23 protein-coding genes and 1 pseudogene are annotated in these 26397 nt (G+C 38.9%); 18 read left to right on the top strand and 6 right to left on the bottom strand.

Going from position 1 to position 26397, the window contains the following annotated elements; all coding sequences use genetic code 11:
- Positions 1-10: 10 nt before the first annotated feature.
- The 3 genes and pseudogenes from ribB to D1953_RS03010 all read left to right on the top strand — a co-directional run.
- A pseudogene (ribB, locus tag D1953_RS03020) lies at positions 11-637 on the top strand (3,4-dihydroxy-2-butanone-4-phosphate synthase); the annotation flags it as partial.
- Positions 638-670: 33 nt separating this feature from the next.
- Positions 671-1138: a 6,7-dimethyl-8-ribityllumazine synthase gene (gene ribH, locus D1953_RS03015; protein ID WP_119115688.1), complete on the top strand. Its 468-nt coding sequence runs from the start codon at positions 671-673 to the stop codon at positions 1136-1138.
- Positions 1139-1335: 197 nt separating this feature from the next.
- A complete protein-coding gene (locus D1953_RS03010) occupies positions 1336-2502 on the top strand; it encodes a DHH family phosphoesterase (protein ID WP_119115687.1) in 1167 nt (388 codons plus the stop codon).
- A gap of 135 nt (positions 2503-2637) precedes the next feature.
- Here D1953_RS03010 and D1953_RS03005 read toward each other — a convergent pair whose 3' ends face one another.
- Positions 2638-3486 carry a YihY/virulence factor BrkB family protein gene (locus D1953_RS03005; protein WP_119115686.1) on the bottom strand — a complete coding sequence of 283 codons (849 nt, stop codon included), beginning with the start codon at positions 3484-3486 and terminating at the stop codon, positions 2638-2640.
- A gap of 122 nt (positions 3487-3608) precedes the next feature.
- Entirely contained in the window at positions 3609-4616 is a 1008-nt protein-coding gene (gene mreBH, locus D1953_RS03000) for a rod-share determining protein MreBH (RefSeq protein WP_119115685.1), read from the bottom strand.
- A gap of 194 nt (positions 4617-4810) precedes the next feature.
- On the opposite strand from mreBH, the gene D1953_RS02995 reads away from it, so the two are divergent.
- The 4 genes from D1953_RS02995 to map all read left to right on the top strand — a co-directional run bounded on the left by D1953_RS02995 (position 4811) and on the right by map (position 8583).
- Positions 4811-5914 (top strand): AbrB family transcriptional regulator, encoded by a 1104-nt coding sequence (locus tag D1953_RS02995; protein ID WP_182480480.1) that lies wholly within the window; start codon positions 4811-4813, stop codon positions 5912-5914.
- A gap of 177 nt (positions 5915-6091) precedes the next feature.
- The gene (motA, locus tag D1953_RS02990; protein ID WP_119115683.1) at positions 6092-6883 is read left to right on the top strand and encodes a flagellar motor stator protein MotA; all 792 of its coding nucleotides are present in this window, start codon (positions 6092-6094) and stop codon (positions 6881-6883) included.
- Positions 6876-7610, top strand: coding sequence for a flagellar motor protein MotB (gene motB, locus D1953_RS02985; protein ID WP_119115682.1), 735 nt, complete (start codon positions 6876-6878; stop codon positions 7608-7610). Before motA ends, motB begins: the two co-directional genes overlap by 8 nt.
- 226 nt (positions 7611-7836) lie before the next feature.
- Entirely contained in the window at positions 7837-8583 is a 747-nt protein-coding gene (map, locus tag D1953_RS02980; protein ID WP_119115681.1) for a type I methionyl aminopeptidase, read from the top strand.
- A gap of 44 nt (positions 8584-8627) precedes the next feature.
- On the opposite strand, the gene D1953_RS02975 is transcribed toward map, so the two are convergent.
- Positions 8628-8852, bottom strand: coding sequence for a DUF1128 domain-containing protein (locus tag D1953_RS02975; RefSeq protein WP_119115680.1), 225 nt, complete (start codon positions 8850-8852; stop codon positions 8628-8630).
- A 184-nt stretch (positions 8853-9036) separates the two neighbouring features.
- On the opposite strand from D1953_RS02975, the gene D1953_RS02970 reads away from it, so the two are divergent.
- The gene (locus D1953_RS02970) at positions 9037-9423 is read left to right on the top strand and encodes a YtxH domain-containing protein (RefSeq protein WP_119115679.1); all 387 of its coding nucleotides are present in this window, start codon (positions 9037-9039) and stop codon (positions 9421-9423) included.
- Positions 9424-9440: 17 nt separating this feature from the next.
- On the top strand, positions 9441-10280 hold the full coding sequence (locus D1953_RS02965) for a YihY/virulence factor BrkB family protein (protein ID WP_245979876.1): 840 nt from the start codon (positions 9441-9443) through the stop codon (positions 10278-10280).
- A gap of 265 nt (positions 10281-10545) precedes the next feature.
- Here the strand turns inward: D1953_RS02965 and D1953_RS02960 are convergent, their stop codons facing one another.
- A complete protein-coding gene (locus D1953_RS02960) occupies positions 10546-12465 on the bottom strand; it encodes a heavy metal translocating P-type ATPase (RefSeq protein WP_119115678.1) in 1920 nt (639 codons plus the stop codon).
- A gap of 443 nt (positions 12466-12908) precedes the next feature.
- On the opposite strand from D1953_RS02960, the gene cax reads away from it, so the two are divergent.
- Complete coding sequence (gene cax / locus D1953_RS02955; RefSeq protein ID WP_119115677.1) at positions 12909-13976, top strand: calcium/proton exchanger; 1068 nt, start codon at positions 12909-12911, stop codon at positions 13974-13976.
- A gap of 181 nt (positions 13977-14157) precedes the next feature.
- Entirely contained in the window at positions 14158-14973 is an 816-nt protein-coding gene (locus D1953_RS02950) for a YfkD famly protein (protein ID WP_182480479.1), read from the top strand.
- A gap of 93 nt (positions 14974-15066) precedes the next feature.
- Here the strand turns inward: D1953_RS02950 and yfkAB are convergent, their stop codons facing one another.
- A complete protein-coding gene (gene yfkAB / locus D1953_RS02945) occupies positions 15067-16185 on the bottom strand; it encodes a radical SAM/CxCxxxxC motif protein YfkAB (protein WP_425454243.1) in 1119 nt (372 codons plus the stop codon).
- 159 nt (positions 16186-16344) lie between these two features.
- Between yfkAB and D1953_RS02940 the strand changes: the two genes are divergently transcribed.
- Positions 16345-16527, top strand: a complete 183-nt coding sequence (locus tag D1953_RS02940; RefSeq protein ID WP_119115675.1) for an SE1561 family protein — start codon at positions 16345-16347, stop codon at positions 16525-16527.
- Between the two features lie 323 nt (positions 16528-16850).
- On the top strand, positions 16851-18404 hold the full coding sequence (locus D1953_RS02935) for a fumarate hydratase (RefSeq protein WP_119115674.1): 1554 nt from the start codon (positions 16851-16853) through the stop codon (positions 18402-18404).
- Between the two features lie 113 nt (positions 18405-18517).
- Here D1953_RS02935 and D1953_RS21115 read toward each other — a convergent pair whose 3' ends face one another.
- Positions 18518-18664 carry a hypothetical protein gene (locus D1953_RS21115; protein ID WP_182480478.1) on the bottom strand — a complete coding sequence of 49 codons (147 nt, stop codon included), beginning with the start codon at positions 18662-18664 and terminating at the stop codon, positions 18518-18520.
- Between the two features lie 112 nt (positions 18665-18776).
- Between D1953_RS21115 and D1953_RS02930 the strand changes: the two genes are divergently transcribed.
- The 5 genes from D1953_RS02930 (at position 18777) to D1953_RS02910 (ending at position 26330) form a co-directional block, all read left to right on the top strand.
- Positions 18777-18962 (top strand): hypothetical protein, encoded by a 186-nt coding sequence (locus tag D1953_RS02930; protein WP_119115673.1) that lies wholly within the window; start codon positions 18777-18779, stop codon positions 18960-18962.
- 139 nt (positions 18963-19101) lie between these two features.
- A complete protein-coding gene (pdaA, locus tag D1953_RS02925; protein WP_119115672.1) occupies positions 19102-19887 on the top strand; it encodes a delta-lactam-biosynthetic de-N-acetylase in 786 nt (261 codons plus the stop codon).
- Between the two features lie 126 nt (positions 19888-20013).
- Positions 20014-21390, top strand: a complete 1377-nt coding sequence (gene rlmD / locus D1953_RS02920) for a 23S rRNA (uracil(1939)-C(5))-methyltransferase RlmD (RefSeq protein WP_119115671.1) — start codon at positions 20014-20016, stop codon at positions 21388-21390.
- A gap of 792 nt (positions 21391-22182) precedes the next feature.
- Positions 22183-23721 carry an NADH dehydrogenase subunit 5 gene (locus D1953_RS02915; protein WP_119115670.1) on the top strand — a complete coding sequence of 513 codons (1539 nt, stop codon included), beginning with the start codon at positions 22183-22185 and terminating at the stop codon, positions 23719-23721.
- On the top strand, positions 23718-26330 hold the full coding sequence (locus D1953_RS02910; protein WP_119115669.1) for a DUF2309 domain-containing protein: 2613 nt from the start codon (positions 23718-23720) through the stop codon (positions 26328-26330). Before D1953_RS02915 ends, D1953_RS02910 begins: the two co-directional genes overlap by 4 nt.
- Positions 26331-26397 lie beyond the last annotated feature (67 nt).

Raw genomic sequence — 26397 nt, 5'->3', positions numbered from 1 at the left:
GGTGAGTAGAGTGTTTAATACGATTGAAGAAGCATTAGTGGATTTAAAAGCAGGAAAACCGATTATTGTTGTAGATGATGAAAATCGTGAAAACGAAGGGGATTTTATTGTTCTAGCGGAAAAGGCAACTCCAGAAGCGATTAATTTCATGGCTACATATGGACGAGGTCTTGTTTGCACAGCGATTACTGAAGAGCGTGCACAGAAGTTAAATTTACATCCGATGGTTGAGGTAAATACCGATCCACATGGCACGGCCTTTACAGTAAGTGTTGATCATAGAAGTAATTCAACTGGCATTAGTGCTTTTGATCGTTCGATTACAGTAAGTGCTCTTCTAGATGACGAGGCTGTAGCTGAGGATTTTAAACGCCCTGGTCATACTTTTCCAATTGTAGCAAAGGTAGGCGGTGTACTGCAAAGAGCAGGCCACACAGAAGCTGCGGTCGATTTAGCTAAATTATGTGGAGCAGCTCCAGCCGGAGTAATTTGTGAAATTATGAAAGAGGACGGTACGATGGCACGAGTGCCCGACCTAGTCAAAGTTGCAGAAGAATTTCAACTAAAGTTTATCACGATTGCAGATTTAATTCTCTATCGCAAGCAACAAGCTTCACGTGTGACAGCTGAAGCAAACTAAATACTACTTATAATATTAGGGGGAACGAAAATGGGACAACATTTTGAAGCACAGTTAATTGGAACAGGATTGAAAATTGGTATAGTAGTTGGAAGATTCAATGAATTTATTGTAAATAAGTTATTAGATGGAGCACTTGATGGTTTAAAACGACATGGTGTGGATGAAGCAGACATCGACGTAGCTTGGGTACCGGGAGCTTTTGAAATTCCTTTAATTGCGAAGAAGCTTGTTGAAACAGGAAAATACGATGCGATTATCGGACTTGGAACGGTAATTCGCGGTGCAACAACTCATTACGATTATGTATGTAATGAATCAGCAAAAGGAATGGCTCGAGTGACGTTAGATACAGGGGTTCCTGTTATTTTTGGCGTAGTTACAACGGAAAATATTGAACAAGCTATCGAGCGTGCTGGTACGAAAGCAGGAAACAAAGGATATGATTCTGCTATTTCGGCTATTGAAATGGCTAACTTAGGTAAATTAATCGGATAATATAGAGTTAGGAGAGGCTGTTCCATAAACTGGGGACAGCCTCTTTTATTTGGCATGAATTAGTTTGATTTAATGAAAGTGCCGTCGTTCAAAGTATTACAGCAATCTAATAACATGTTAAAATACATACGTAATGAAGCAATAATTCCTTTCTTTCGGGGAAAAGTAATATATATGGATTTTGAGGAGGGGTTTATGTGTACCATCTCTTTACACATAATGATTTAGATGGTGTCGGCTGTGGTATTGTTGCTAAGCTTGCCTTTGGGGAAGATGTGCAGGTGAGTTATAATTCAATTGGTCGATTGAATTACCAAGTTGAAGCATTTTTAGAGCAAGCAGATAAAGAACAAAGGTTGCTAGTAACCGATCTTTCTGTCAATGAAGAGAATGAACAAAGAATCTCACAGTTTGTCGCCAATGGTGGTAGCGCTACATTAATTGATCATCATAAAACAGCTCTACATTTAAATGCACATCCTTGGGCGAATGTGACAGTTGAACGGGAAGATGGAAAGTTAACATCCGCTACTTCTCTGTTCTATGAATACGCAGTTCAACAAAGTTGGCTTACTCGTTCACAAAACGTAGAGGAGTTTGTTGAATTAGTTCGTCAATATGACACATGGGAGTGGGAAGCTAATCAGAATCTCACAGCGAAACGGCTAAATGATCTTTTTTTTATGTTTTCTATCGAAGAGTTTGAGGAAAAAATTACGAATAAGCTAGCTAATGCTGATTCTTTTGATTTTGATGAAGTAGAGGAAACTTTATTAAAAGTAGAAGAAAGTCGAGTCGATCGATACATAAAGAGAAAGAAACGTGAAGTATATCAAGTAGCGGTTGGACCTCATGTGGCAGGTGTTGTTCATGCTGAATCCTATCATTCCGAATTAGGAAATGAGTTATCGAAAGAATATAATCACTTGGATTATATTGCGATTGCAATGGTCGGAAGTAAACGATTAAGTCTGCGTACCATTCATGATGATATTGATGTCTCTTCAGTAGCAGGTAAATATGAAGGAGGCGGCCATCAAAAAGCTGCAGGCTGCAATTTAACAGAACAAGCTTTTAAACAATTTATTGAGCAAACGTTTTATTCAGAGCCGATTAAACGTGATGCACACAATAATCAAATCAATTTAAAAGAGTCTGAAACAGGTTCCTTATATACGACAAAGGATAAACAACTCCTTTTTCTTAAACCGAATGAACAGAATGAGTGGGGCTTAGAAATCAATCATAAACAACAAAGTCAAACGTTTACCACTTTTCAAGAAGCTGAAAGGTATATTAAACGCAGATTCGGTGCTTGGCTCGCTTATGATGAGCCCTATGAGGAATACATAAAAAAAGCATAAGTGTAAGGGGAAGGAGGATGTCTGCAGGGCATCCTCTTTCTCCTGCGTTTCTTGGAAGGATAATCACTCTTTCAGCAGGGCTGAAAGGGGTATGAAAATCCTTATAAATCAACACCATTCATTAACATAGCCTTCTTAGAAAAAGAAATGCCTCGTTGTTTTAGAACGTGGTGCTGTATGATTCCGTTGTAAAACAGCGTTGATTTCTCCACCGATAATGAGCGCTAATCCGGTTAAAAATAACCAAAGCATTAAGACGATGACTCCGCCTAAACTTCCGTATGTAGCAGAGTAGTTTCCAAAATTGTTTATATAAAAGGAAAAGCCAAATGAAATGAGCAGCCAAAGAAGTGCGGCTGTAACGGCTCCAATCCAAACATGCTGCAATGGAAGAGGCTTGCTTGGAGCAATTTGATATAAAAAAGCTAGTACAATCGAGATTACAACGACGGCAATAACCCAGCGTAACAGATGGAAAAGTCTTTGACCATAATCTGAAATAGGAAATAATTGATTGATGAAATCAAGAAGAATCTGACCAAACACAGGCAAAGCAAGGGATACAATGAAAGCTAATATGAGTCCAAATGTTAAAACAATAGACAGCAAACGAGTCGTGATAAAACTCCTTGTTTCTTGTACCTCAAAAGCAATATTCATCGAATGAATAAAAGCATTCATCCCATTTGAAGCAGACCAGATAGTGCCGATAATACCGATTGTTAGTAGACCGCCATTACGTTCACTTAAAATCGTAATAATCGTTTCTTCAATGAGCTGGTTCGTTTCTGAAGGAACAAAATCATGCAGAAATATTAAAGCAGCTTGGGGATTGATAGATAAATAAGGCAAAATAGAAAGTAATAAAATAAGCATCGGAAAGAGAGATAGTAAATAATAATAGGCTTGTTCAGCAGCAAGTCCGGTTACACGATCAACCTTGAGTTTTTGGGTAAGCTGTCTTCCAAAAGTGAACCATGTCATTATAAGATCCCTCCTGCATTAGAAAATGTGCAAGGCAGTAGAAGTGTTAAATTTAACCTTAAAGGAAGGAAAGGGTAAGGTCAATATAAAAGGCTGCCCAAACCGTTATGGGCAGCCTTTCATTAGTTAATCTTTTTTTGCAATTGATTAATAACATCAAGAGAGCGGCCTGTACCAATGGCAACAGCCTCAAGCGGCTGATCAGTAAGGTGAACAGGGACGATAATTCTTTGGGACAACCATTCTTGCAACCCGTTAAGGAGAGAGCCTCCACCAGTCAGTATGACACCTTGGTCGACGATATCTCCACTTAACTCAGGTGGTGATTCTTCTAATGTCGCACGAATAGATTCTAAAATACGTAGTAAGGATTCTGTCATGGCTTCTTGAATTTCTTCAGACTGAATGGTCATCGTTTTTGGAAGACCTGTGACAAGGTCACGCCCGCGAACATCCAAAGAGACAGGTGAATGTTCAATTGGTGCATAGCCGATTTCCATTTTTATTTGTTCAGCTGTTTGTTCACCAATTAACAAATTATAGGTTTTACGTACGTATTGTATAATATCTTCGTCTAATTGATCACCGCCAATTCGAATAGAGTGACAAGAAACAATGCCGCCATATGAAATAATGGCTACTTCCGTTGTGCCCCCTCCAATATCTACAATGACATTAGCAGTTGGTTCTTCTACCGGTAAATCCGCTCCGATGGCCGCGGCTACTGGTTCTTCAATAAGATGAACACGCTTAGCTCCGCAGCTGCTTACTGCATCTTGAATAGCCTTTTTTTCAACCGTTGTTGCACCGAACGGTGTACACACGACAACGTTAGGCTTACGCATAGCTACTTTTACAGAATTTGTAGCTTTTTTCATAATATGTTTAAGCATCTGTGCAGTAATATCAAAATCTGCAATGACCCCATCTTTCAATGGACGGACTGTTTTAATATGGTCTGGAGTTTTTCCGATCATTTCTTTTGCATCCAGCCCAACGGCTAACACTTGATTTGTATTTAAATCAATAGCCACAACAGATGGTTCATTAAAGATAATCCCTTTATTTTTACTATAAACTAATGTGTTGGCTGTTCCTAAATCAATGCCAATTTCTGTGTTTTTAAACAATATAGTCACCCCTCTAAGAGTTTTGACCCCCGAAATATTATTCTACCTAAAGATAGGATTTTGTGGGGGTTTTTCTCGATGGTAATTTAAACCTTTTTCATAAACAGTTATGTTTGTTGTAAATTAAGAAAAATATTCATTTCATATTTTGTGCTAGAATAGAGAAATAAATGGTGAAAAAGAAGGTATTTGTAGTGAAAAAGATAAATGAGAGTATACGAGGAAAGCTAACGATAAAGACGATTATTGTAGCTCTTCTTGCTTTTATAGGAGGTTATTTTTTCGAATGTTTAGGTATGTATTTACCGTGGATGCTAGGTCCGCTTTTCGTTATTTTAATTGCTAAGCTGAAGTTCGGCCATTATTTTTATTGGTCAAAAAATTTAAGAAGCCTCGGGTTAATTATTTTAGGTGTTCAACTAGGAAGTGCTTTTACAAAAGAAGCGTTGGCAGAGATGCTTCATCATTTACCGATTATGCTTTTGTCAACGGCGGTCATAACCGTATTTACTGTACTAACAGGACTATTGATTGCAAAGTGGATGAACATTCGTCCAGGTACATCATTGTTAGGAAGTTTTCCAGGTGGGTTATCTCAAATGGTCATATTAAGTGAAGAATTAAAAGGTGTAGATGAAACAGTTGTTGCCTTTATGCAAACACTTCGGGTTATTCTCGTTATTTCGATTGTGCCGTGGCTTGTTACACATGTATTGTCTGATGATGCGGTTGCGGTTAGCCCTATTACGGATGAGCATTTCTTTTTACTTCAATATGATTGGAAGTTTGCGCTATTATTATTGTTTGTTCTTATTGTGTTTATTAGTCTTGGTAAGAAAATTCATTTTCCTCTTCCGCATCTATTAGGTCCTCTATTGGCGGCTACTTTATTCAATTTGGTTGGTTCTGGTGCCCCTGAAGTGCCTAGCTTTTGGTTGAATCTCTCACAATTAATGATTGGAGCATACTTAGGATATACGTTAAAAGTAGATAATCCACAGTTGTTTAAGAAAATGTTCGGTATTATTTTTGTAAGTAACGTTCTATTAATTGCTTTTTGCTATGGAATGGCTGTATTTCTAGGGCATTATATTTCTATACCTGTAAATGAGCTATTTTTAAGCCTTGCTCCAGGCGGAGTGGCAGAAATGTCTGTGACGGCTTTATCGGTTCATATCGATGTTTCAACGGTAACGAGTTTTCATCTGTTTAGAATTTTGTTTATTCTTTTTTTGATTTCTCCGCTTATTAAGTGGGCAGCGTTAAAAAAATCAGTAGTGTCTAATCATAAAGTTTGATATAAGGCTTACGTATATGATGATGTGGATGTTTGACTTATTTGTATCAGAGTTCGATAAATGAACGAGTTTTTAGAAATCGAAGTATGGAAAAAACAAAAATATATTCATTTTTTTACTCAACCTTCCGATATAAGAAATAGATACTAGAAGATTTTAAATGAATGGGTGAGTATTATGGATAAAGCATCATTAATAGGGGTTTTGCTTGGTGTTATTGCAATAGCCTTGGGAATGTTCTTTAAAGGGGTTGCTTTTTCAGCATTAATTAATCCAGCAGCTATTATGATTATTATGGTTGGGACTGTTGCAGCAGTTGTAACAGCGTTTCCTATGTCTGAATTAAAGAAAGTTCCACAACTATTTAAAATTTTATTTACAGAACAACAGTTAACAAAACCAGAGGAGTTAATTAAAACCTTTTCTGAGTGGGCGGTTATTGCTAGAAAAGAAGGTTTGTTAGCACTTGAAAGTATCGCAGATCAAATAGACAATCAGTTTTTGAAGAACGGTTTAAATCTTGCTGTTGAAGGACAAAGTGCGGATTACATACGTGATATTTTGACGGAAGAAATCGAAGCGATGGAAGAGAGGCATCGCGGTGGTGCGGCAATCTTTACTCAAGCTGGGACATATGCGCCAACGCTTGGGGTACTAGGTGCTGTATTAGGTCTAATTGCTGCTTTAGGAAATATGTCTGATATTGAAGCATTAGGACATGCCATTTCGGCAGCCTTTATCGCAACTATGCTAGGGATTTACACCGGATATGTGCTTTGGCATCCATTTGCGAATAAGTTAAAACGTAAGTCTCAACAAGAAGTAAGGATTAAAGAAATGATGATCGAAGGGATTTTATCTATTATTGAAGGGGAAGCTCCAAGAATAATTGAGCAGAAGCTAACTTCATATTTACCTGCTGACGATCGGAAGAAGTGGCTGGAAGGCGAAGTGAAGCAAGATGGCTAGGAAGAAAAAGAAAAGAAATCATGAAGAGCATATCGATGAATCTTGGTTAGTGCCTTATGCTGATATTTTAACGCTTTTGCTTGCTCTTTTTATTGTTCTCTTTGCTTCCAGTTCCATTGACTCCAAGAAGTTCAATTCGATGTCTAATTACTTTAATCAAGTGTTTACAGGCGGAACGGGGGTAATGGATTTTCCTAGTACAACACAGATGGACAATGCAGATTCCTTAGAACGAGGCGGAAGCGGAAAGACGGAGCAAGAAGAGCTTTCACATATTCAAAGTAAAGTTAATACATATATTGAAAATAAAGAGTTGAGTGATAAGTTAGGCACCTCGCTTACAGATGAAGGCTTGCTTGTTACAATTCGAGATAATGTTTTGTTTGAATCAGGGGATGCTGAGGTAGGGAAAGAGAATCAGCGAATTGCAAGAGATATTTCGAAGCTTCTTGTGATGAATCCGCCACGGAGTATTGTTATTAGTGGACATACGGATAATCTCCCAATTAAAACAAATCAATTTGATTCGAACTGGGATTTGAGTGTTATGCGTGCGGTTAACTTTATGAAAATTTTATTAGAGAACGATAAATTAGATCCAGAGTGGTTTAGTGCAAAAGGTTTTGGTGAATTTAAGCCTGTTGCGTCTAATAAAACGGCGGAAGGCCGTGCCAAAAACCGACGTGTTGAAATTTTAATTGTGCCAAGAACAAACGTAGATGAATAAAAAATTCTGTCCAAAGTGACAGATTTTTTTATTCCTTTTTCTTGTTATGAGAAAATGTATCCTCAATGTTTTCATATGAATACATTTACAGTAAGATAAAGAGAGTAGCATAATTTAAGGCTTGGTTATATGGAGCTATTGGTTTCTAGTGCATCTCAGCATTGTTAAAATAAGCTCAAAGTCAATAGTATTTAATACAGCCTACTTTAAAAAGGAAGTGTCATCGTTGATCGTATTAAAATCTGAACGTGAAATACAGGCTATGCATGAGTCGGGAAAAATTTTAGCTGCTTGCCACAGGGAAATTGCGAAGCTTATTCAACCGGGTGTGACAACTTGGGAAATTGAAGAATTTGTAGAAGCCTATTTAAAAAAGCATGGGGCAAAACCAGAGCAAAAAGGATATAAAGGATATAAATATGCAACATGTGCGAGCATCAATGAAGAAATTTGTCATGGTTTTCCTCGGAAAACACCGCTGAAAAGTGGAGATATTGTAACGATTGATATGGTAGTGAATTATAATGGGGCGCTTTCTGATTCAGCATGGACTTATCCAGTCGGCAAAGTGTCAAAAGAAACGGAACATTTACTAGCTGTCACAAAGGAATCTCTATATCGTGCGATTGAGGTTGCGGTTGCAGGCAATAGAATTGGAGATATTGGTCATGCGATTCAGTCTTATGTGGAAGCGGAAGGTTTTTCGGTTGTGCGTGACTTTATAGGTCATGGTATCGGTAATGTAATTCATGAAGATCCACAAGTGCCGCATTATGGATTACCTCATAAAGGGCTGCGCTTGAAAGAAGGAATGGTCTTCACAATTGAACCGATGGTGAATGTTGGTACTTACGAAGCGGTGAGAGATGCGAATGGTTGGACTGCTTCAACGGCTGATGGAAAATATTCAGCACAGTATGAACATACATTAGCAATTACTAAAAACGGTCCGATTATTTTAACTGAACAATAAAAAGAAGGGGCGGAGCTTATTAATCCGTCCCTTCTTTATTATTGTTATACATTACGTAATCGGCCTAATTCTTCAGCAATGGCTTCCATTTCACTTGGGCTGAAATTTGTTTTACGCATAACCATTTCGTATAATTCATGTAATTCTTCGTACATAGAAGCATTAAATGAATCAGATTTAATCGCACCAATATTCATCATTCTTAGCTTTTCTTTAATTGCTTCTACCATAAATTCTACTGCTTCTGGGCTATTTTTTGTTAAATCCATGTTTACCATCCTCTCGTTCTTTTTCAATTATGTTCATCTTTTCATGATTACGAATAGAAGTCAATGAAAACAGTACGTTCTAATCACAACTATTTTAGAAAGAAATAAAAAATATACAAACAACTAAATTATTGGATATACTTGGATTATCAGACGATTTAATATACGACAAGGAGGGGTATAGATGAGTAGGGAAAGCAGACACTATAGAAAAGAAGAACCGAAGAGTAAATTTGTTCAAGCTGTAGTGATAGGTGCCGTTGTTGGAGGTTGTTTAAGCCTTTTTGATAAATCAACGAGACGTAGCGTAAAAGCAAGTACGAAGCAATGGTGCGAACGTATTAATTATCTGGCGAAAAATCCAGACCGTGTCATTGATCAAGTACGAGAAGCTACAACACAAATGCGGACAACCGTGACGAAAGTGTCGGATGAGGTTGCGCTTCTTGTGGATACTGTAGAAGAATTGAGTCATATTCCATCAGAAGTCTCACAAATGATTGAAGAAACGAAAGAGGCTTTCGTTGCTGAAAAGAAAAAGGCAGGACTAAGCGAACAACAGGTGAAGTAGACAATTGAGGTGGTGGTATGGTGGTAAAAAGAGTGATGCTAAGATGGAGCTTCTTTAAAACACTTCTAGAAAAAATAAAAGCAGATGATGTATCTGGTCTTGCTGCTCAACTTTCTTACTTCTTTTTGCTATCACTATTTCCACTTCTTATTGTTTTGTTTACGTTAGTTGCGTATTTACCATACTCTGAAGAGGAAATCTTACGAACGGTGCATACTTTTGCTCCAGAGAAGTCCATGGAGTTAATTGAAGAAAACTTAAATGAGATGATGAAAGGAAATGGGAAGTTACTTTCATTTGGGATTTTTGCTACTCTTTGGTCAGCATCTAATGGACTTAATGCCATTATTCGTGCTTTTAATCGAGCATACGACGTAACAGAAAACCGTTCTTTTTTTATTGCCCGGGGAATGTCGATTATTCTCACATTAGCGATGATTTTTGTTTTTCTTGTTGCTTTGTTACTTCCATTATTCGGAAAACAAATTGTTTTCTTTTTATCAATAGAGCTTGGTTTCTCAGAAGAATTTATTCGTGTTTGGAATACGCTCCGGTGGTTAATTAGCTCTGTTGTTCTTTTTTTGGTTTTCTTTATGCTATATTGGATTGCCCCTAATAAGAAATTAAAGTGTTTAAGTGTACTTCCTGGAGCGATATTTGCTACAGTAGGCTGGGTTTTGGTGTCCCTGGCATTTTCCTTTTATGTAGAGAAAATTGGGCATTATTCGACAACGTATGGAAGTCTTGGCAGGATTATCGTGTTAATGATTTGGTTTTATTTAAGCGGCATTATCATTATTATTGGTGGGGAAATAAATGCTTCAGTCAGTGAGAAAAAAAAGCCAGATTGCGCGTAATTTGCCTAACATGAGACATTGGTTTTTGTCGAATACTTTATCTGTACACATCTTTATAAAGGGAGGCACTTGATTATGAGCAATAGCGCAAAAAAAGATGGCAACACAAAACAAAAAGGGAAAAAGCGTTCAAAGCATAAAACATCCAGCTCAGCGAACGGAAAGAACGGTTATCATTAATAATAGAGGGCTCCTTCTTCGTAAAGGGGCCCTCTTTATTTTTATATCTATGTCGTGGCGGATTAATATGCTTACTCTTTTGTGCTTAGTTTCTTAATAATCTCAAGCTATTTAAAATAACTAAGATTGTGCTTCCTTCATGACCAATTACACCGTATGGTAGATCTAGGAACTGTAGGAAGTTAGAAGAGATTAAAAGCAGAATCACAACAATTGAGAAAATTACATTCTGTTTAATAATTCGATTCATTTTCTTGGATAATTTTACGGCTTCCGCAATTCGTGGCAGATTGTTTTTCATCAACACAACATCGGCTGTTTCAAGGGCTACATCTGTACCTTCTCCCATTGCAATCCCGACAGAAGCTGTTGCGAGAGCAGGAGCATCGTTGATTCCATCCCCAACCATAGCGACTGTGCCAAATTGTTCTTTTAATTTTTTTATTTCATCAACCTTTGTTTCTGGAAGACATTCAGCAATATAAGCATCAATATGACTTTCAATTGCGATGGCTCTTGCTGTTTTTTCACCGTCTCCTGTTAGCATGACTGTGTATATGCCTTCTTTCTTCAATGCCTCAATCGCTTTAACTGTTTCCTCACGAACGACATCTTTTAAGGTAATAATTCCGGCAATTCCATGTTCATCCTTGGCGAAGACAATTGTTTTTCCTTCGTTTGCAAGGGAAAGGGCGATTCCGTTTTGGAACTGCTCAGCTTTATCACGACCAACAAAGCTCGCGCGGCCTACTTGCCAAAATTCGTTGCCAACGTACGCTTGAACACCATTTCCGGATATATCTTCCATATCAGTTGGTTTCACTAATTCTTTAGTAATACGAGACTTTGCATAACGTACTATCGCTGTTGCAAGCGGATGATTTGAATAATTCTCGATAGAAGCAACGCGAAGGAGAAAATCTTCTTCTTGTAAGTTTTCACGAATCACAACATCGGTTACTTCCGGTTTTCCTTTTGTTAATGTCCCTGTTTTATCTAATGCAATTGCTTGTAAGTTGCCTAAGTTTTCAAGGTGAACACCACCTTTAAATAAAATACCACGTCGAGCACCATTGGAAATAGCCGATAGTGTTGCAGGCATAATCGAAGCCACTAAAGCACATGGTGACGCGACAACAAGTAAAATCATGGCACGATAAAAGGTTTCCGTCCAACTCCAGCCGAGTGCAAAGTGAGGGACAAACATCATTAGTGCTACAACGGCTAATACTACTTTTACATAAGTTCCTTCAAAACGCTCAATGAAGAGCTGAGAAGGAGATTTCTCACTTTGAGCAGATTGTACTAAAGTGATAATTTTTTGGAATAATGTTTCACTATTAGGTTTTGTAATTTCAATGGTAATGGTTCCACGTAAGTTTACTGTTCCAGCGAATACTTCATCTCCAACAGATTTTGTAACAGGAACAGATTCTCCGGTAATTGCTGCTTGATCGATATTTGTACGTCCATCTGTAATGGTTCCGTCAGATGGAACTCGTTCACCTGGTTTGACTAAAATAAGGTCACCGACAACAAGTTGAGAAACAGCAACTGTTTCAGAATAGCCATTTGTTACGCGTAATGCTTCTTCAGGCTGCAAATCCATTAAGGCAGAAATTTCTTTATGACTTTTGTTCATCGTATATGTTTCAAGTGCTCCGCTTAATGCAAAGATAAAAATTAAAATAGCGCCTTCTGTCCAGTAGCCAATAATCGCTGAACCAATTGCGGCAAAAATCATTAACATTTCAACGTTTAATTCTCTATCTTCAATCGTATCTTCAATACCTTCTTTTGCTTTAGCAAATCCACCGATGATAAAAGCCATTAAATAGACGATAACAGCGCTTGTTCCAAGTCCGTTCTTATCCAGCAACCATCCAACTAAGATTAAAACACCACTTAGTAGAGCGGCAATCAGTTCAAGATGCGGTTTTATTTTTTCAAGCCAAGATGATTCTAGTGCAGCAGGTTGTTGTAATTGTCTAGTATCTGTCGTCATTGTCTTCCCCCCGATTTCTTCATTATAATGATATTATTTCTCAATTAGTTGATATATAAATGAGAAAGATAATCATCTGCATTTTGTTTCAAAAAGATGAAAGCTGACATTGTTTATGCAATGACAGCAATAAATAGCGGCCTTTTTCTATAATTTAATTATTTATATCATATCATATATCCGGAGAAATTAAACTATAATAATTCTAATTTAGTAAAAAATATAATTAGGTAACAGACTGTATTTTAGATGGAAAGGTAGTGTTAAATAGCTCTGTCGATTGTTTAATAAGGTCTATAGAAAAGAATTAGGGAATCTGTAGTCTGCAGTTACTTATATATTGAAAAAAAATGGGGATATTAGTGAAACATAGAGTGATTGGTGTAGTAATACATTGAAAAAGAATCCGTTCATTTTGATGAGAAAGTAGGTGGCTTGATAAAATGGCAAATAAAATCTTTATGGTTCTTGTGTTAGTGGGTGTTCCGCTTTCTGTGATTGGAACATTACTGCATTGGCCAAGCGTTATTATGTTTGTTGTATATTGTTTAACGATTGTTGCTTTAGCTAGCTTTATGGGACGTGCAACGGAGAGTCTAGCTATCGTAATGGGACCGCGAATTGGCGGGTTATTGAATGCTACTTTTGGAAACGCCGTTGAACTTATTATTTCGATTTTTTCATTAAAAGCAGGCTTGATCGGTATCGTGTTAGCTTCTTTAACCGGTTCTGTTTTAGGGAACCTACTATTAGTAGCCGGATTATCATTTTTTGTGGGCGGTACGCGATACAAAAGGCAGTTATTTAATGTATATGATGCCAGGCATAATGCGGGATTGTTGATTTTTGCAGTTATTGTAGCGTTTGTTATTCCAGAAGTATTTAGCCGAAATATGAGTGATGTAGAAACGATGTCATTAAGTGTCGGTATATCGATTATTTTAATTCTGCTCTATTTGGCGGCTTTATTTTTTAAGCTAGTAACACATCGTGGTGTGTATCAGCCGACAGAAAAAGGTGCAGTGATGGGAGCGCATGAAGAAGAGGAGCCTGAATGGGGGAAAGGGATAGCTATAGCGGTGCTGGCAGCTGCGACTGTAGCGGTTGCTTACATCTCAGAACACCTTGTTCATACGTTTAGTGAAGTAGGGGAGACATTTGGGTGGACAGAGCTATTTATTGGGGTCATCATTGTAGCTATTGTTGGAAATGCTGCTGAACATGCAACAGCGATTATTATGGCTTATAAAAATAAAATGGATATTGCTGTAGAAATTGCAGTGGGATCTACGCTGCAAATCGCTATGTTCGTTGCCCCTGTGTTAGTGTTGCTGTCTTTACTTTTCCCAACGTATATGCCGCTTGTGTTCACCTGGCCTGAGCTCATTTCGATGGTAACAGCGGTATTTTTAATGATTATGATTTCAAATGATGGTGAAACAAACTGGTTTGAAGGATTAACGTTAATGGCAGCTTACGCCATTATGGGAATTGGATTTTATTTACTATAGAACGAAGCTAAAGGTTAGAAAATATAAGTTTCTAAAAAGTTTTGGTGTCTAGCTTCCAGCGCTTTGTTTTTTCTTATACAGGAAAGGAAAAGTTTGGAGAAGCGACCTTGTGTATAGAATACGGTCTACGAACAAAATCTATAAACAATTGACTTATTCTCTTTAAAAGGAGCGCGACACCATGAGAAGACTAGTAATGATTTTTGCCATTTTAATGTGTTCATTCATTGGAGCGGATATCGGAGGAGCTGTGCAAAAAACAGAGGCCAAAAAGGCAGCTTCTATGAAAGTTTCTATTCCACCAGCTGTTTTAAATATTACGAAGGAAAATACGTATCCGAATCCAACTCAAGACTTACCACGTTTACAACCTAGTGAATTAGCTCAGCAATTACTTGATTCTGCAGATGTACCTATTGAAAACCCTGAATTGATTCGTATGTTAAATGAATCAACGATTGCTAAAGCTCCCCTTGCCTTTGGTTATCGTGCCACGATTTATCTTGGGCATTGGGCATTAAATTACCAATCAACTGAGACATCGCCTAACTGGGAATATCAAAAGGTGAATACGAATTATTATGATAATCGCGGGGGGAATCTCCCGTACAGAATTCACTATGTTCAAGAAGCGCAAAAAATCGTACATGGCGGATTAACAGCAAAGATTCCTAAAGCAGAAGATGTACAAAAAATGATGCTGTTAAAAGCAACAGAGAAAACGAAACTACCGCTTGCTTTCCAGACAATTATCGGAGCAGGAACGAAAAAAGATCATGTATATAATATTCCAGCTAAACGACTCGGTTATTTGTACGGTTATGCTTCTGCTGTCAATGAAAAAGGAAAAGTCACATATGGTGAGGTATATTTGAATTTAAAAGGCAGCAAGCGTACTTTAACGATTAAAAATGTGACTTCCCAAGGAATTGGAGCATGGATCCCTATTCAAGATCATCTCTCATTTAGTTTTACAGCTTCACAACAACCGAGGTAAGACAGAATTTATTCAAATAAAAAACTCGCCAGCAATCGGCGAGTTTTTTACAAGGCTTTATTATTAGGATACAGTTGGTTTTTCACATATTTCTTAAATACGAGACGTACGACTTTGAAAGTCTGTTTTCGGATAATAAGCATTTTTCACTAACACATTTGGTCCGAGACATTTTACAGCTGGACAGTGGCAGTTGAGTTGAGCAGCCAACTTAGAATTCATCCACGTTTCATAGGATTTGGTAAGTGGTTGATCGGCAATGTTCCCAAGCGACGGTGCATCACCAAAATCAGTGACAATTACTTCGCCCGTGAAAATATTTATATTTAAGCGGGAGCGTCCGTCAGGGTCATTTCGGACGGTTACTTTTTTCGAATTGTATAAACGTTTTAGCAGCTCTAAATCTTCTTTATTATTGTTGCATGGATAAAAAGGAAGGGTCCCAAATAGCATCCATACATTTTCATCGCGAATATCTAATAAGTGATGAATAGCTTCACGCATTTGATTTAAAGGAAGCGTTTCTAATGCTGAGGCAAAATCGCTTGGATACATAGGGTGTACTTCATGACGTTTACAGCCCATTTCTTCCACAATTTGCTTATGAATATGATCTAAATAAGGTAAGGTTCGTTTATTTAACATCGTTTCAGCAGAAACCAATACTCCAGCATCCGATAAAGCACGGGAATTCGTAATCATTTGATCAAATAATTTCTTACGTTGCTCACGTGTTGGTTTTCGATCCATCATTGCGAAACCTGTGTCGATAAATTCATCAATTGTTCCCCAATTGTGGGAAATATGTAGAACATCTAAGTAAGGAACAATGTCTTCATAACGTTCTAAATCAAGGGTTAAGTTGGAATTAATTTGTGTGCGTACCCCACGACTATGTGCATATTTCAATAAAGGTAACACATAATTTTTTACGGATTTTTTAGATAGCATCGGCTCGCCGCCGGTAATGCTAAGAGAACGTAATGTTGTAATCTCATCGAGGCGCTGAATCAGTAGCTCTAATGGAAGGGCATCAGGATCTTTTGACTGTAATGTATAGCCTACAGCACAATGCTCACAACGCATATTACAAAGGGTCGTTGTCGTAAATTCGACGTTGGTTAGCATCATTTTTCCGTATTGCTCAATATCCATATAGGCTTCCCAAGGATCATGCTCGGGAGTGATTGGTGTTAGTATCGTTTCTTTCATTGTCATAGTATAAGGCTCCTTACGTATTAATGCACTAACCCATTATGGACAAACCCGATAATTAATGTCAATAATGGGACGCTTCGAGTGAGATTTCAATTGCACTTTATATATAGATTCGATACGATAGATAGACGAAGACGGAAGGGGAATGTTTTCATGGGAAAAACTATTTACAGTAAAGATGATCAAGTTAAATATTTGAAGGAACGTTTAACGATATTTATGGAGGTTCTAGACAGCATTGAACCTGAACATACAGAGTTAGAAGATATTGATCGTTTAATTAATATGATTGACGAATTAGAAGAGAAAGTTGAACAATTCAAGAGTCGCGGATAAGAATAGGATTTGTACGATAGTATGAGTCCTTTTCGTTTAATATTCAATAAAACCTTGTTTTTTTAAAACAAGGTTTTATTTTTGGGAATAACATTGGGATAAAATGGGTGGTTCTTGATATCTAAAGCTGTGGTATAAGGGGTACTATGTCTTTTTCTACAAGCATGCCAGAGACAAGTTTTCTAATGAAATAAAAAGTCTGTCTTTTCGAAATATGGGGATAGATGTATAATGAAACAGGTATTAAATTCATTTAGTGATGTCTATGTCCAGAGAAACATAGATATTGCAATTAAATATAGGGGATTGAGGGGGACTGCAAGATGGATATGTTTAAATTTCAAGAAAGTATGTACAGTCTAATTGTAGAAACATCTACAAATTTACCAAAAGACGTGCGTCGTGCAATTAAAGATGCAAAAGCACGCGAAAATGCCGGTACACGTTCAGCAATGAGTTTGGCAACAATTACAAATAATATTACAATGGCGGATGATAATGTATCTCCAATCTGTCAAGATACAGGACTACCAACATTCAAAATTAAAACACCAGTTGGCGTAAATCAACTTGAAATTGCAGAAGCAGTTCGCAATGCGTTAGTTCTTGCTACAAAAGCAGGAAAGCTTCGTCCGAATGCAGTTGATTCTTTAACAGGGGAAAATAGCGGTGATAACTTAGGAGAAGGTCTTCCAGTTATCAAATTTGAACAATGGGATAAAGATTATATCGATGCGCGTCTAATTCTTAAAGGCGGCGGTTGTGAAAATAAAAATATTCAATACAGCCTTCCATGTGAGCTTGAAGGGCTTGGCAAAGCAGGTCGTGACCTAGATGGTATTCGTAAATGTATCATGCACTCTGTATATCAAGCACAAGGACAAGGATGTAGTGCTGGATTCATCGGCGTTGGAATTGGTGGAGATCGCTCTTCAGGATACGATTTAGCAAAAGCGCAACTTTTCCGCAGCAATGATGATGTAAATCCAAACGAAGATCTTCGTAAATTAGAAGAATACGTAATGGAGCATGCAAATGAATTAGGAATCGGAACAATGGGCTTTGGCGGTGAAACAACATTATTAGGTTGTAAAATTGGTGTTATGCACCGTCTTCCAGCTAGTTTCTTCGTTTCTGTTGCGTACAACTGTTGGGCATTCCGTCGCTTAGGTGTGAAAGTAAACCCTGAAACAGGTGAAATTAACGAATGGCTATATCAAGAAGGCGAAAAAATCGACTTCGCACTTGAAGATAAGCAAGCAGAGCAAGAAACAGCAGCAGCTGTAGAAGGACCTCGTGAGGTTGTTCTAGAAGCACCAATTACAGAAGAGCAAATCCGTGAACTTAAAGTCGGTGACGTTGTTCGTATTAACGGTAGAATGTACACAGGCCGTGATGCAATCCACAAGCATTTATCTGAAAATGATTCACCAATCGATTTAGATGGTCAAATTATTTATCACTGTGGTCCAGTTATGTTGAAAGATGACGAAGGTAAATGGCATGTAAAAGCAGCTGGTCCAACAACAAGTATTCGTGAAGAACCATACCAAGGGGATATCATGAAGAGATTCGGAATCCGTGCTGTTATCGGTAAAGGTGGAATGGGACCAAAAACATTGGCAGCGCTTGAAGAGCACGGCGGCGTTTACTTAAACGCAATCGGTGGAGCGGCTCAATACTATGCAGATTGTATCAAATCTGTTGACGGTGTGAACTTTACAGAGTTCGGTATCCCTGAAGCAATGTGGCACTTAAGCGTTGAAGGTTTCACGGCGGTTGTTACAATGGACTCTCACGGGAACAGCCTACACAAAGACGTTCAACAAACATCATTAGAAAAATTAGCTAAGTTTAAAGAAACAGTATTTAAATAAGAAAGAAGCGGGTGCCTCTCCAATAGAGAGAGCACCCGTTTTTTATAAGATGATTGAAGGGGGGGGATTTCAGATATGTCTTGGTATCTAGCTCCAGAGACCTTGCGCTTTTCTTAGCTTTCATTTTCTTCACTTGGCAAAGGATCAATGGTTGTGGCATCTTTCGAATTCAATGATTTTTTGAGGATATAGACAAAGCCGCCGCCTACTAAGCCGAGACAAAAAATAAACCCCATCGAAATGATCCACCATTCAGCCATGAAAGCGCCTCCTTTTAGCAGAAATATATGCTCAAGAGAAAAAATTATTTCCGAAATGTCCAAATATTTGAAAATGATGAGCATATAATAGTAGCAGAAAGGAGGGAATGGAATGCAAAATAATTATTGGTTATACTTCCTTGCTCTATTAGCCGGTTTTGCTTTTATCCTTCTTCCTGTCGCTGGCACAATTTTTGCTGGACTTGAACCTATTTTGGCTGTGATTGGCATTGTTGTTGTCTTGCTTTTCGCTGTCATTATTGTTTGGAAAGCATTAGAATCATTGTTTAAACGATAAATCAATATAGATTGGGGCCATCCTTCTTTTCTATTGGAAGGGTGGTTTTTTATTGGAATCATGCCAATTCCTTCTCCTTACATATAAATGTTTTTACGCCAAACACTAAGAGAAAAGTATGTTGGGGGATTAAATAAAGATGAAGAAATTAATCTGTTTATTGACGATTTGGAGTGTATTATGGGCATTAGCAACTCCGGCTTTTGCCGAATCATATAATTGGGGAATGAAGAAAGGAAGTAATGGAAAACCAGCTGAAGCAGGCCAGAAATTCGATAAAATGCTTCCGAAATATGAAGCGGTTTATTTAGGAGATACCTCGAAAAAAGAGATTTATTTAACGTTTGATAATGGCTATGAAAACGGCTACACAGGCCAAATTTTAGATGTACTTAAAAAACAAAATGTACCAGCTACCTTTTTCGTAACGGGCCATTATTTAAAAACAGCACCCGAACTTGTGAAAAGAATGGTAAAGGAAGGGCATATTGTAGGAAACCATTCATGGACACATCCAGATATGACAGTTATGACGGATGAACAGATTCGCTCCGAGTTGCGTCAAGTAAAAGAAAAAACAGCAGAGTTAACAGGTCAGCAAACAATGAATTATTTGCGTCCACCGCGTGGAGTGTTTAACGAAAGAACGATGAAAGTAGCTAAAGAAGAAGGCTATTACCACATATTTTGGTCGCTTGCTTATAAAGATTGGGTCGTTGATGAACAAAAAGGAGCGGCCTATGCTCACGGTGAAGTAATGAAACAAATTCATCCAGGAGCTATCTTGCTTATCCATACAGTTTCAAAAGACAATGCTGATGCACTTGATTCTATTTTAACGGATTTGAAAAAACAAGGATATGTATTCAAAAGTTTGGATGATTTAATGATTGAACAGCAATTGCCGAATCGGATGTTGTATTAATAATAAAGTGGGGCCCTCATTTTGGGCTCTGTTTTTCTATTCTTGATAAAAACATGATATAATACGTTGCAAACTGTCAAAGAGACGTATATGCTTTTGAAGCATGGAAAAACGGAGTGAAAAGACATGACAAACGATCAATTAGAAGTGAATCAAACGTTTCCCTTAACAATCAAACGACTCGGCATTAATGGAGAAGGAGTCGGTTATTTTAAAAAGAAAGTCGTCTTCGTTCCAGGTGCGTTACCAGGAGAAGAAATAGTTGCTGTTGCAACGAAAGTTCAACCTAAATTTTCTGAAGCAAAAATTAAAACGATTCGTAAATCATCCCCGCATCGCATTCAAGCACCATGTCCGATTTATGCGGAGTGCGGCGGCTGCCAGCTGCAACATTTAAGCTATAGTCAACAGCTTGTTGAAAAACGTGACATCGTCGTTCAGGCGATGGAACGATATACGAAAAATTCAATTTCTGCTTTAAATATTAAAGAGACAATTGGCATGGAAGACCCGTGGAACTATCGCAACAAAAGCCAATATCAAGTTGGGTTAAAAGAAGGCAAGCTCATTGCTGGCTTGTATGGAGTAAACTCACATTCTTTAATCGATATTCCAAATTGTCTCGTGCAGCATTCAGCGACAAATAAAGTAACGCGTACTGTTAAGAAGATTTTAAAAAACCTAAACATTCCTATTTATAATGAACGAAAGAATAAAGGGGTCATTAGAACGGTCATTACTCGCGTAGGTTTTGAAACAGGAGAGGTCCAAGTTGTCCTTGTAACAGGAACAGAAGATATTCCGCAAAAAGACAAGCTGATTAAACAAATTCGTGATCAACTTCCTGAAGTGAAATCCATTGTTCAAAACATTAACAATAAGAAAACATCGCTTATTTTTGGAGACAAAACAATCCACTTAGCTGGTGAAAAGGTCATCAATGAAATACTTGGTGATTTATCCTATGAACTATCAGCACGTACGTTCTTCCAACTGAACCCAATTCAAACTGTGAAGCTCTATGATGAAGTCAAAAAAGCAGCAGCACTGACAGGCGAAGAAAAAGTGGTTGATGCGTATTGTGGAGTTGGAACAATTGGACTGTGGCTATCTAAAGAAGCAAAAGAAGTACGCGGCATGGATGTCATCAAAGAATCGATCGATGATGCTAAGAAAAATGCGAAACGTCATAACCGAAACAACGTTCGTTATGAAGTCGGCAAAGCGGAAAATGTGATGCCGCGTTGGATTAAAGAAGGTTGGAAGCCAGATGTTTTAGTCGTCGACCCGCCGAGAACAGGCTGTGATCAAAACTTACTAAACACGATTTTAAAAGTCAAACCGAAGAAAATTGTCTATGTATCCTGTAATCCATCAACTTTAGCGAAGGACATACATGAATTAAGCAAGCTGTATAAAGTGGAATATATGCAGCCTGTGGATATGTTTCCGCAAACGGCGCATGTGGAAGTTGTTGCACAGATAGTTTTAAAACGTGACTAACTAAAATTTTCTTCCCAACGGACAATAAACATTTCCAGTTTTGACTTCGAGGAAGAAAAAAGATTTCGTAAAAAAGCGTGAGAAAGGCAGAACCTTGAAGGGGCTGCCTTTCTTCTTTTTGTAGACTCGGAAGAATTTATGTAACTATTACGGCAGTTCATTCTTAATCGAGCATTTTCAGAATGGATTTCTTATATTTATCATTCGTGTCATAGTAGCGATGATTACATTGTGGTTTGCAATATTCACTTTTAATTATATACTGCAAAAACTTACAAAGGGCATTTTCCGAAAATCATATAAGTAAATTTAATTTGAATTAAAAGGGAGTCGCAGTTCTAGGATTGAATAGAAATGAGGTTCTCGTTCCTTGAAATTCACACTAAGTAAGTTTGGACTAAATTCTAACTTGACAGAATGTTTAATAAATAGTAGTATATATACCATAAATTAATTATTTAATTGATTTCTCTAAATAAATAGATTACTTTAGCATGAGGTTAATAACTTCTATTGACTATATGAAAAAGTAAATCTATAACAAAAGAGAATAACTGTAATTGTACTTCCTTAGTGGAAGAAAGAAAATCACATAATTAGGTAGACTATTAAAAGGCCTGGATGGGCCCGTTAAAAGTAAACCGACAATTTTCAAAGCTTAATGGATTTAACCATTATGCTTAAAAAATTGTCGGTTTTTTTGTTTTTAAAGATAAACAGAAAGGAATGTAGCGTAATGAAAGGAATCGGTCACAGTCATATTTTCAGAATGATAGTTTCTTCTATACATCGATGGGGGGAAGTAAAATGTTAAGTTCTCTTCCTGAAATATTTTTTGGGTTGCTTGCCATATCGGTGCTTAGCGGGCTATTCCTGTTACACCCAAGGGTTCCGCTGTCTTTTGTCCGGCTTCACGTCGGTGTTACATTGCTGCCCCCAATTGCTGCTCTAATGGCTCTTGTTACGAACCATGAGACCATGATTTATGGCCCTTGGCGGCTTGATTCCTTATCATGGCTGCTAGCTTTGTTTGTCCTTACCATCGGTTTTATCGTGCAGCGCTATTCTGTTCGTTACTTACTCGGTGATCGTTCTTATCGAAAATATTTTGCTCTGCTGACGATTACTACTACTGCTGATTCCGCTGTCTGGCTAAGTAATGATCTTCGTCTGCTGCTGGTTTGCTGGGGGGTTACACTCCTAGGACTGACTTTGCTTATAAGCTTAAAAAAAGAGTGGAGTGTTGCTAGAAACGCTGCTAAGCAATCCGGCCGTCTGTTTGCATTAGGCTGGCTGATCCTGTTGGGAGCTGTCATTTGGATTACCCAAGCTACGGGGCATTGGCAGCTGTCGCTCGTCCTTACCGAAACCGGTCTTGCACAGCTTGATTTATGGGAAAGGACGTGTATTAACCTGCTGCTAATCTTGGCTGTTGTTATTCCGGCAGCACAATGGCCTTTCCAACGTTGGCTGTTAGATTCAGTAGTGGCTCCAACGCCTGTTTCCGCTGTCATGCATGCGGGATTAGTGAACGCAGGAGGAATTATCTTGACTCGATTTTCACCGCTTTTTAGCGGAGATATAGCCCAAATTGTTTTACTTCTATTGTCCAGTGTTTCAGTCATGATAGGGACGGGAATTATGTTGGTTCACGTTGATTATAAACGGCAGCTGGTCGGGTCTACGATTGCGCAGATGGGCTTCATGTTAATCCAATGTGCATTAGGTGCTTATTTGGCAGCCATTATCCACGCTGTCTTACATGGTCTATTCAAATCAACCCTTTTCTTACAGGCTGGCTCTGTGCTTCATCACCACGAGGAGCCAAACTCCAGGGCGAACCAGTCAACGCCATTATTATGGACAATTACTGGCGGGATTTTAGGCCTCCTGGTGGCAATTGGTCTTTGGATGTCTTCTCCTGGAGAGGGGTATCAATTGATAAGCGCTCTTACTTTAGGATGGTCAGTTTCATTTGCCTGGGCCCAGCTCGTGGCTTTTGGATCCGGACGTATCGGGCGCATAGCAGGATTTTCTTTGCTTGCAGGAGCGGCCGCTGTATACAGTTTGGTACATGATGCGTTTTATAGTGTGTTACAAGATACAATCCCGCAAGGAATTCAAACACCGGCACCAGCAGCCGTTCTGCTGCTGATTATCTTATTAGCCGGAAGTGCTGCAGGTGTATGGCTGGCTCGTCATCGTTCATCAAGTGCTTATACTCTCATTTATCTTTGGCTTGTACGATTAGGTGAGCCTGAAAATGATTTGGTCGAAAGTCACCCTGAGCATTTGACACAATCATTCTTTAGAGGAGGTCATTTACGATGAATATACCATTAGAAAAAACATTACATTGGGAAAGTGTTCCTGATACCCTCGATTTTAATCTTAATGACTTGGTGAAATCCGCCAGCAGTGTCATTGTACCGCTCGGGCCTATTAACACATTTGCAGCACGCAACCCTTGGGTAGGCTTGGAGGGAAAATCGTTTGAAAAAACGGCACGTTGGCTCAAGGATACTTGTGATGTAGATATCTACCCCAATGATTCTATATTTCAGTCTGCATGGGACCGAGGGGAGATTCATCAGGACTTTTTAGAGAAGGGATTGCAACATTGGTTAAACTCACAGTCTTTAGAGTTGCCGCGTGAGGTCGCAGGACAGTTTTGCCGGGCTGTACTTTTACAGAACCAACCATGTTCAAGTACTTTGGAGGCATCTGAGTTAAAAAGCATGGCAAGAAAGCTGAACCGTTTTACATCTCAAATGACAGAAAAACATTCAGTCAAAACCTATAGTCAGCGCTTGGAACAACTGGGAAGGGTGAATGCAGCACACGAGTTAAACCGTCATATTATCAAATGGTGTAAATTGTTTTTGGATAAATCCCAGGCTGTCTGGTCGATGCCTAACCGGGAAGAAGGTTTCTATCATGCGTGGCGGAAACTAGTCCAGCATGACTCGGCACTTAGCCGTAAGGTACGTAAACAACTAAGTGAGTTGCCGGTAGAACCAGAAGCTGCTTTAAGGGAGATTTTGCTTCTACTAGAAATTCCTTTCTCAGAAATTCAAGACTATTTAGAAGCGCATCTCCTTGCTTTGCCAGGCTGGGGGGGAATGATGCTTTGGCGCTCACAGCAATCATCCGAAGAAACTTCACTGCTGCTTGACTATTTAGCTGTAAGAATTTCGATGGAATGGGCTTTAGTTAAATCCTATCTGCCTTTGCCTGAACAAAGAAATGAGAAAGTAAATCCAGAACCATTAATTGCAGCTTGGGCGGAATGGGGGAACCTGCCAATCAATGCTTGGTCACAGTTATCCTCTACAGAAATAAAGGCACGTTTGACCCTTGCGTATCGTTTTGATAAGGTTCTGCGCAATCGGCTTTTACTTGAAGCATGGGAAAAAACATATGAAGACCAATTGAAGACAATGATTACATCTCAACAGCCTGTTGCAGCGGTAGAAAATGTAAAGCCGGCACTCGCTCAATTTGTATTTTGTATTGATGTCCGTTCAGAGCCTTTTCGCCGTCAGCTTGAAAAAGCAGGAGATTTTGAGACCTTTGGAACAGCAGGCTTTTTCGGATTGCCGATTGAAACTTGCGAGCTTGGCAGTAACCACACGCATAATTCTTTGCCGGTCATGTTTAAACCGCAATACAAAGTAAAAGAGTTCGCACCAGAGTTTGAATCTTTTGAACAACGGAATCAGGCAGTCAACTCAATCAGTTATACATTTAAAACGATGAAAAATAATTTAGTTTCCAGCATGGTGCTTCCGGAAATTAGCGGTCCTTGGCTCAGCCTGCAAACGTTGGCCCGCAGCTTTATGCCTCGGAGTGCAGGCCGGACATTAAGTAAATTGCTCGAAACATGGCTGCATAAACCAGCTACAGAACTCTCACTTGACTATACACAACAAACGGAAACAGATTTGCCAATTGGATTTTCCTTGAAAGAACAAGTACACTATGTACGGCAAGCACTAAAAACGATAGGACTCACCGATCAATTTGCACCATTAGTGGTTATTTGCGGACATGGAAGTCACAGCACAAACAATCCATATCGTTCCGCACTCGACTGCGGTGCATGCGGAGGAGCATCGAGCGGATTTAATGCACGGGTGCTGGCAACCTTGTGTAATCTTCCAAACGTAAGGAAAATCCTCGAAACAGAGGGAATTATCATTCCGGAAGATACCGTTTTTGCAGCCGCTGAGCATATTACCACACTTGATGAATTACGTTGGCTTTATGTTCCGGAACTATCAGTTAAAGCGAAGGAAGCATTTAAACGTGTTCAAGCCGAGTTACCAAAGGTGAGTGAGGAAGCCAATGCCGAGCGGATTCCACAGTTGCCAAATCTCAGAAAGCATCTCAAGAATCCGAAGGCTGAGGCGCAGCGCCTTTCAGAAGATTGGAGTGAGGTCCGTCCGGAATGGGGCTTGGCACGTAACGCTGCGTTTATCATTGGGGAACGTCAGCTGACCCAAGACTGTAATCTGGAAGGAAGAGCTTTCCTCCACAATTATAACTGGAAGAAGGATAAAAACGGTGCTATTCTCGCCAACATTATTTCCGGGCCGGCAACGGTAACTCAATGGATTAACCTGCAATATTATGCATCTACTGTTGCCCCTCATTATTATGGCAGCGGGAATAAAACAACCCAAACCGTGACAGCAGGTCTCGGAGTCATGCAGGGGAACGCCAGTGACTTATTATCCGGACTTCCTTGGCAGTCTGTTATGAAATCGGATGAAGAGGCATATCATGAGCCACTGCGTTTGCTGGTAGTCATTCAAGCACCGAGGGGCTATGTGAAACGGATGATGGATCACAATCATGATTTTCGTCAAAAAGTGAAAAACGGATGGATCCGGCTTGCGTCCATTGATCCGGAAGGACACTGGGAGAGTTGGTCTTAACCTCTTTCCCGGTTTATATATGTCCTTGTGTGAGGCTGCTTTCTTTTCCGGCGCTTTTGCAGCAATG

This window comes from Peribacillus asahii (assembly GCF_003570725.1).
In the GTDB taxonomy this organism is placed as follows: domain Bacteria; phylum Bacillota; class Bacilli; order Bacillales; family DSM-1321; genus Peribacillus; species Peribacillus asahii.
Note: the sequence above shows the minus strand (reverse complement) of the source record. Positions and strands in the feature narration are given on the sequence as shown.

Excerpts from the sequence above, each read along its gene's own strand:
- D1953_RS02965 (WP_245979876.1), top strand. The coding sequence starts at position 9,441 with ATGGTGGTAAAAAGAGTGATGCTAAGATGGAGCTTCTTTAAAACACTT.
- D1953_RS02910 (WP_119115669.1), top strand. The coding sequence starts at position 23,718 with ATGAATATACCATTAGAAAAAACATTACATTGGGAAAGTGTTCCTGAT.
- D1953_RS02950 (WP_182480479.1), top strand. The coding sequence starts at position 14,158 with ATGAGAAGACTAGTAATGATTTTTGCCATTTTAATGTGTTCATTCATT.
- pdaA (WP_119115672.1), top strand. The coding sequence starts at position 19,102 with ATGAAGAAATTAATCTGTTTATTGACGATTTGGAGTGTATTATGGGCA.
- cax (WP_119115677.1), top strand. The coding sequence starts at position 12,909 with ATGGCAAATAAAATCTTTATGGTTCTTGTGTTAGTGGGTGTTCCGCTT.
- D1953_RS02940 (WP_119115675.1), top strand. The coding sequence starts at position 16,345 with ATGGGAAAAACTATTTACAGTAAAGATGATCAAGTTAAATATTTGAAG.
- D1953_RS02915 (WP_119115670.1), top strand. The coding sequence starts at position 22,183 with ATGGGGGGAAGTAAAATGTTAAGTTCTCTTCCTGAAATATTTTTTGGG.
- D1953_RS02960 (WP_119115678.1), bottom strand. The coding sequence starts at position 12,465 with ATGACGACAGATACTAGACAATTACAACAACCTGCTGCACTAGAATCA.
- motB (WP_119115682.1), top strand. The coding sequence starts at position 6,876 with ATGGCTAGGAAGAAAAAGAAAAGAAATCATGAAGAGCATATCGATGAA.
- D1953_RS21115 (WP_182480478.1), bottom strand. The coding sequence starts at position 18,664 with ATGGCTGAATGGTGGATCATTTCGATGGGGTTTATTTTTTGTCTCGGC.
- D1953_RS02930 (WP_119115673.1), top strand. The coding sequence starts at position 18,777 with ATGCAAAATAATTATTGGTTATACTTCCTTGCTCTATTAGCCGGTTTT.
- yfkAB (WP_425454243.1), bottom strand. The coding sequence starts at position 16,185 with ATGAAAGAAACGATACTAACACCAATCACTCCCGAGCATGATCCTTGG.
- D1953_RS02975 (WP_119115680.1), bottom strand. The coding sequence starts at position 8,852 with ATGGATTTAACAAAAAATAGCCCAGAAGCAGTAGAATTTATGGTAGAA.
- rlmD (WP_119115671.1), top strand. The coding sequence starts at position 20,014 with ATGACAAACGATCAATTAGAAGTGAATCAAACGTTTCCCTTAACAATC.
- ribH (WP_119115688.1), top strand. The coding sequence starts at position 671 with ATGGGACAACATTTTGAAGCACAGTTAATTGGAACAGGATTGAAAATT.
- D1953_RS02935 (WP_119115674.1), top strand. The coding sequence starts at position 16,851 with ATGGATATGTTTAAATTTCAAGAAAGTATGTACAGTCTAATTGTAGAA.
- D1953_RS02970 (WP_119115679.1), top strand. The coding sequence starts at position 9,037 with ATGAGTAGGGAAAGCAGACACTATAGAAAAGAAGAACCGAAGAGTAAA.
- D1953_RS03005 (WP_119115686.1), bottom strand. The coding sequence starts at position 3,486 with ATGACATGGTTCACTTTTGGAAGACAGCTTACCCAAAAACTCAAGGTT.
- motA (WP_119115683.1), top strand. The coding sequence starts at position 6,092 with ATGGATAAAGCATCATTAATAGGGGTTTTGCTTGGTGTTATTGCAATA.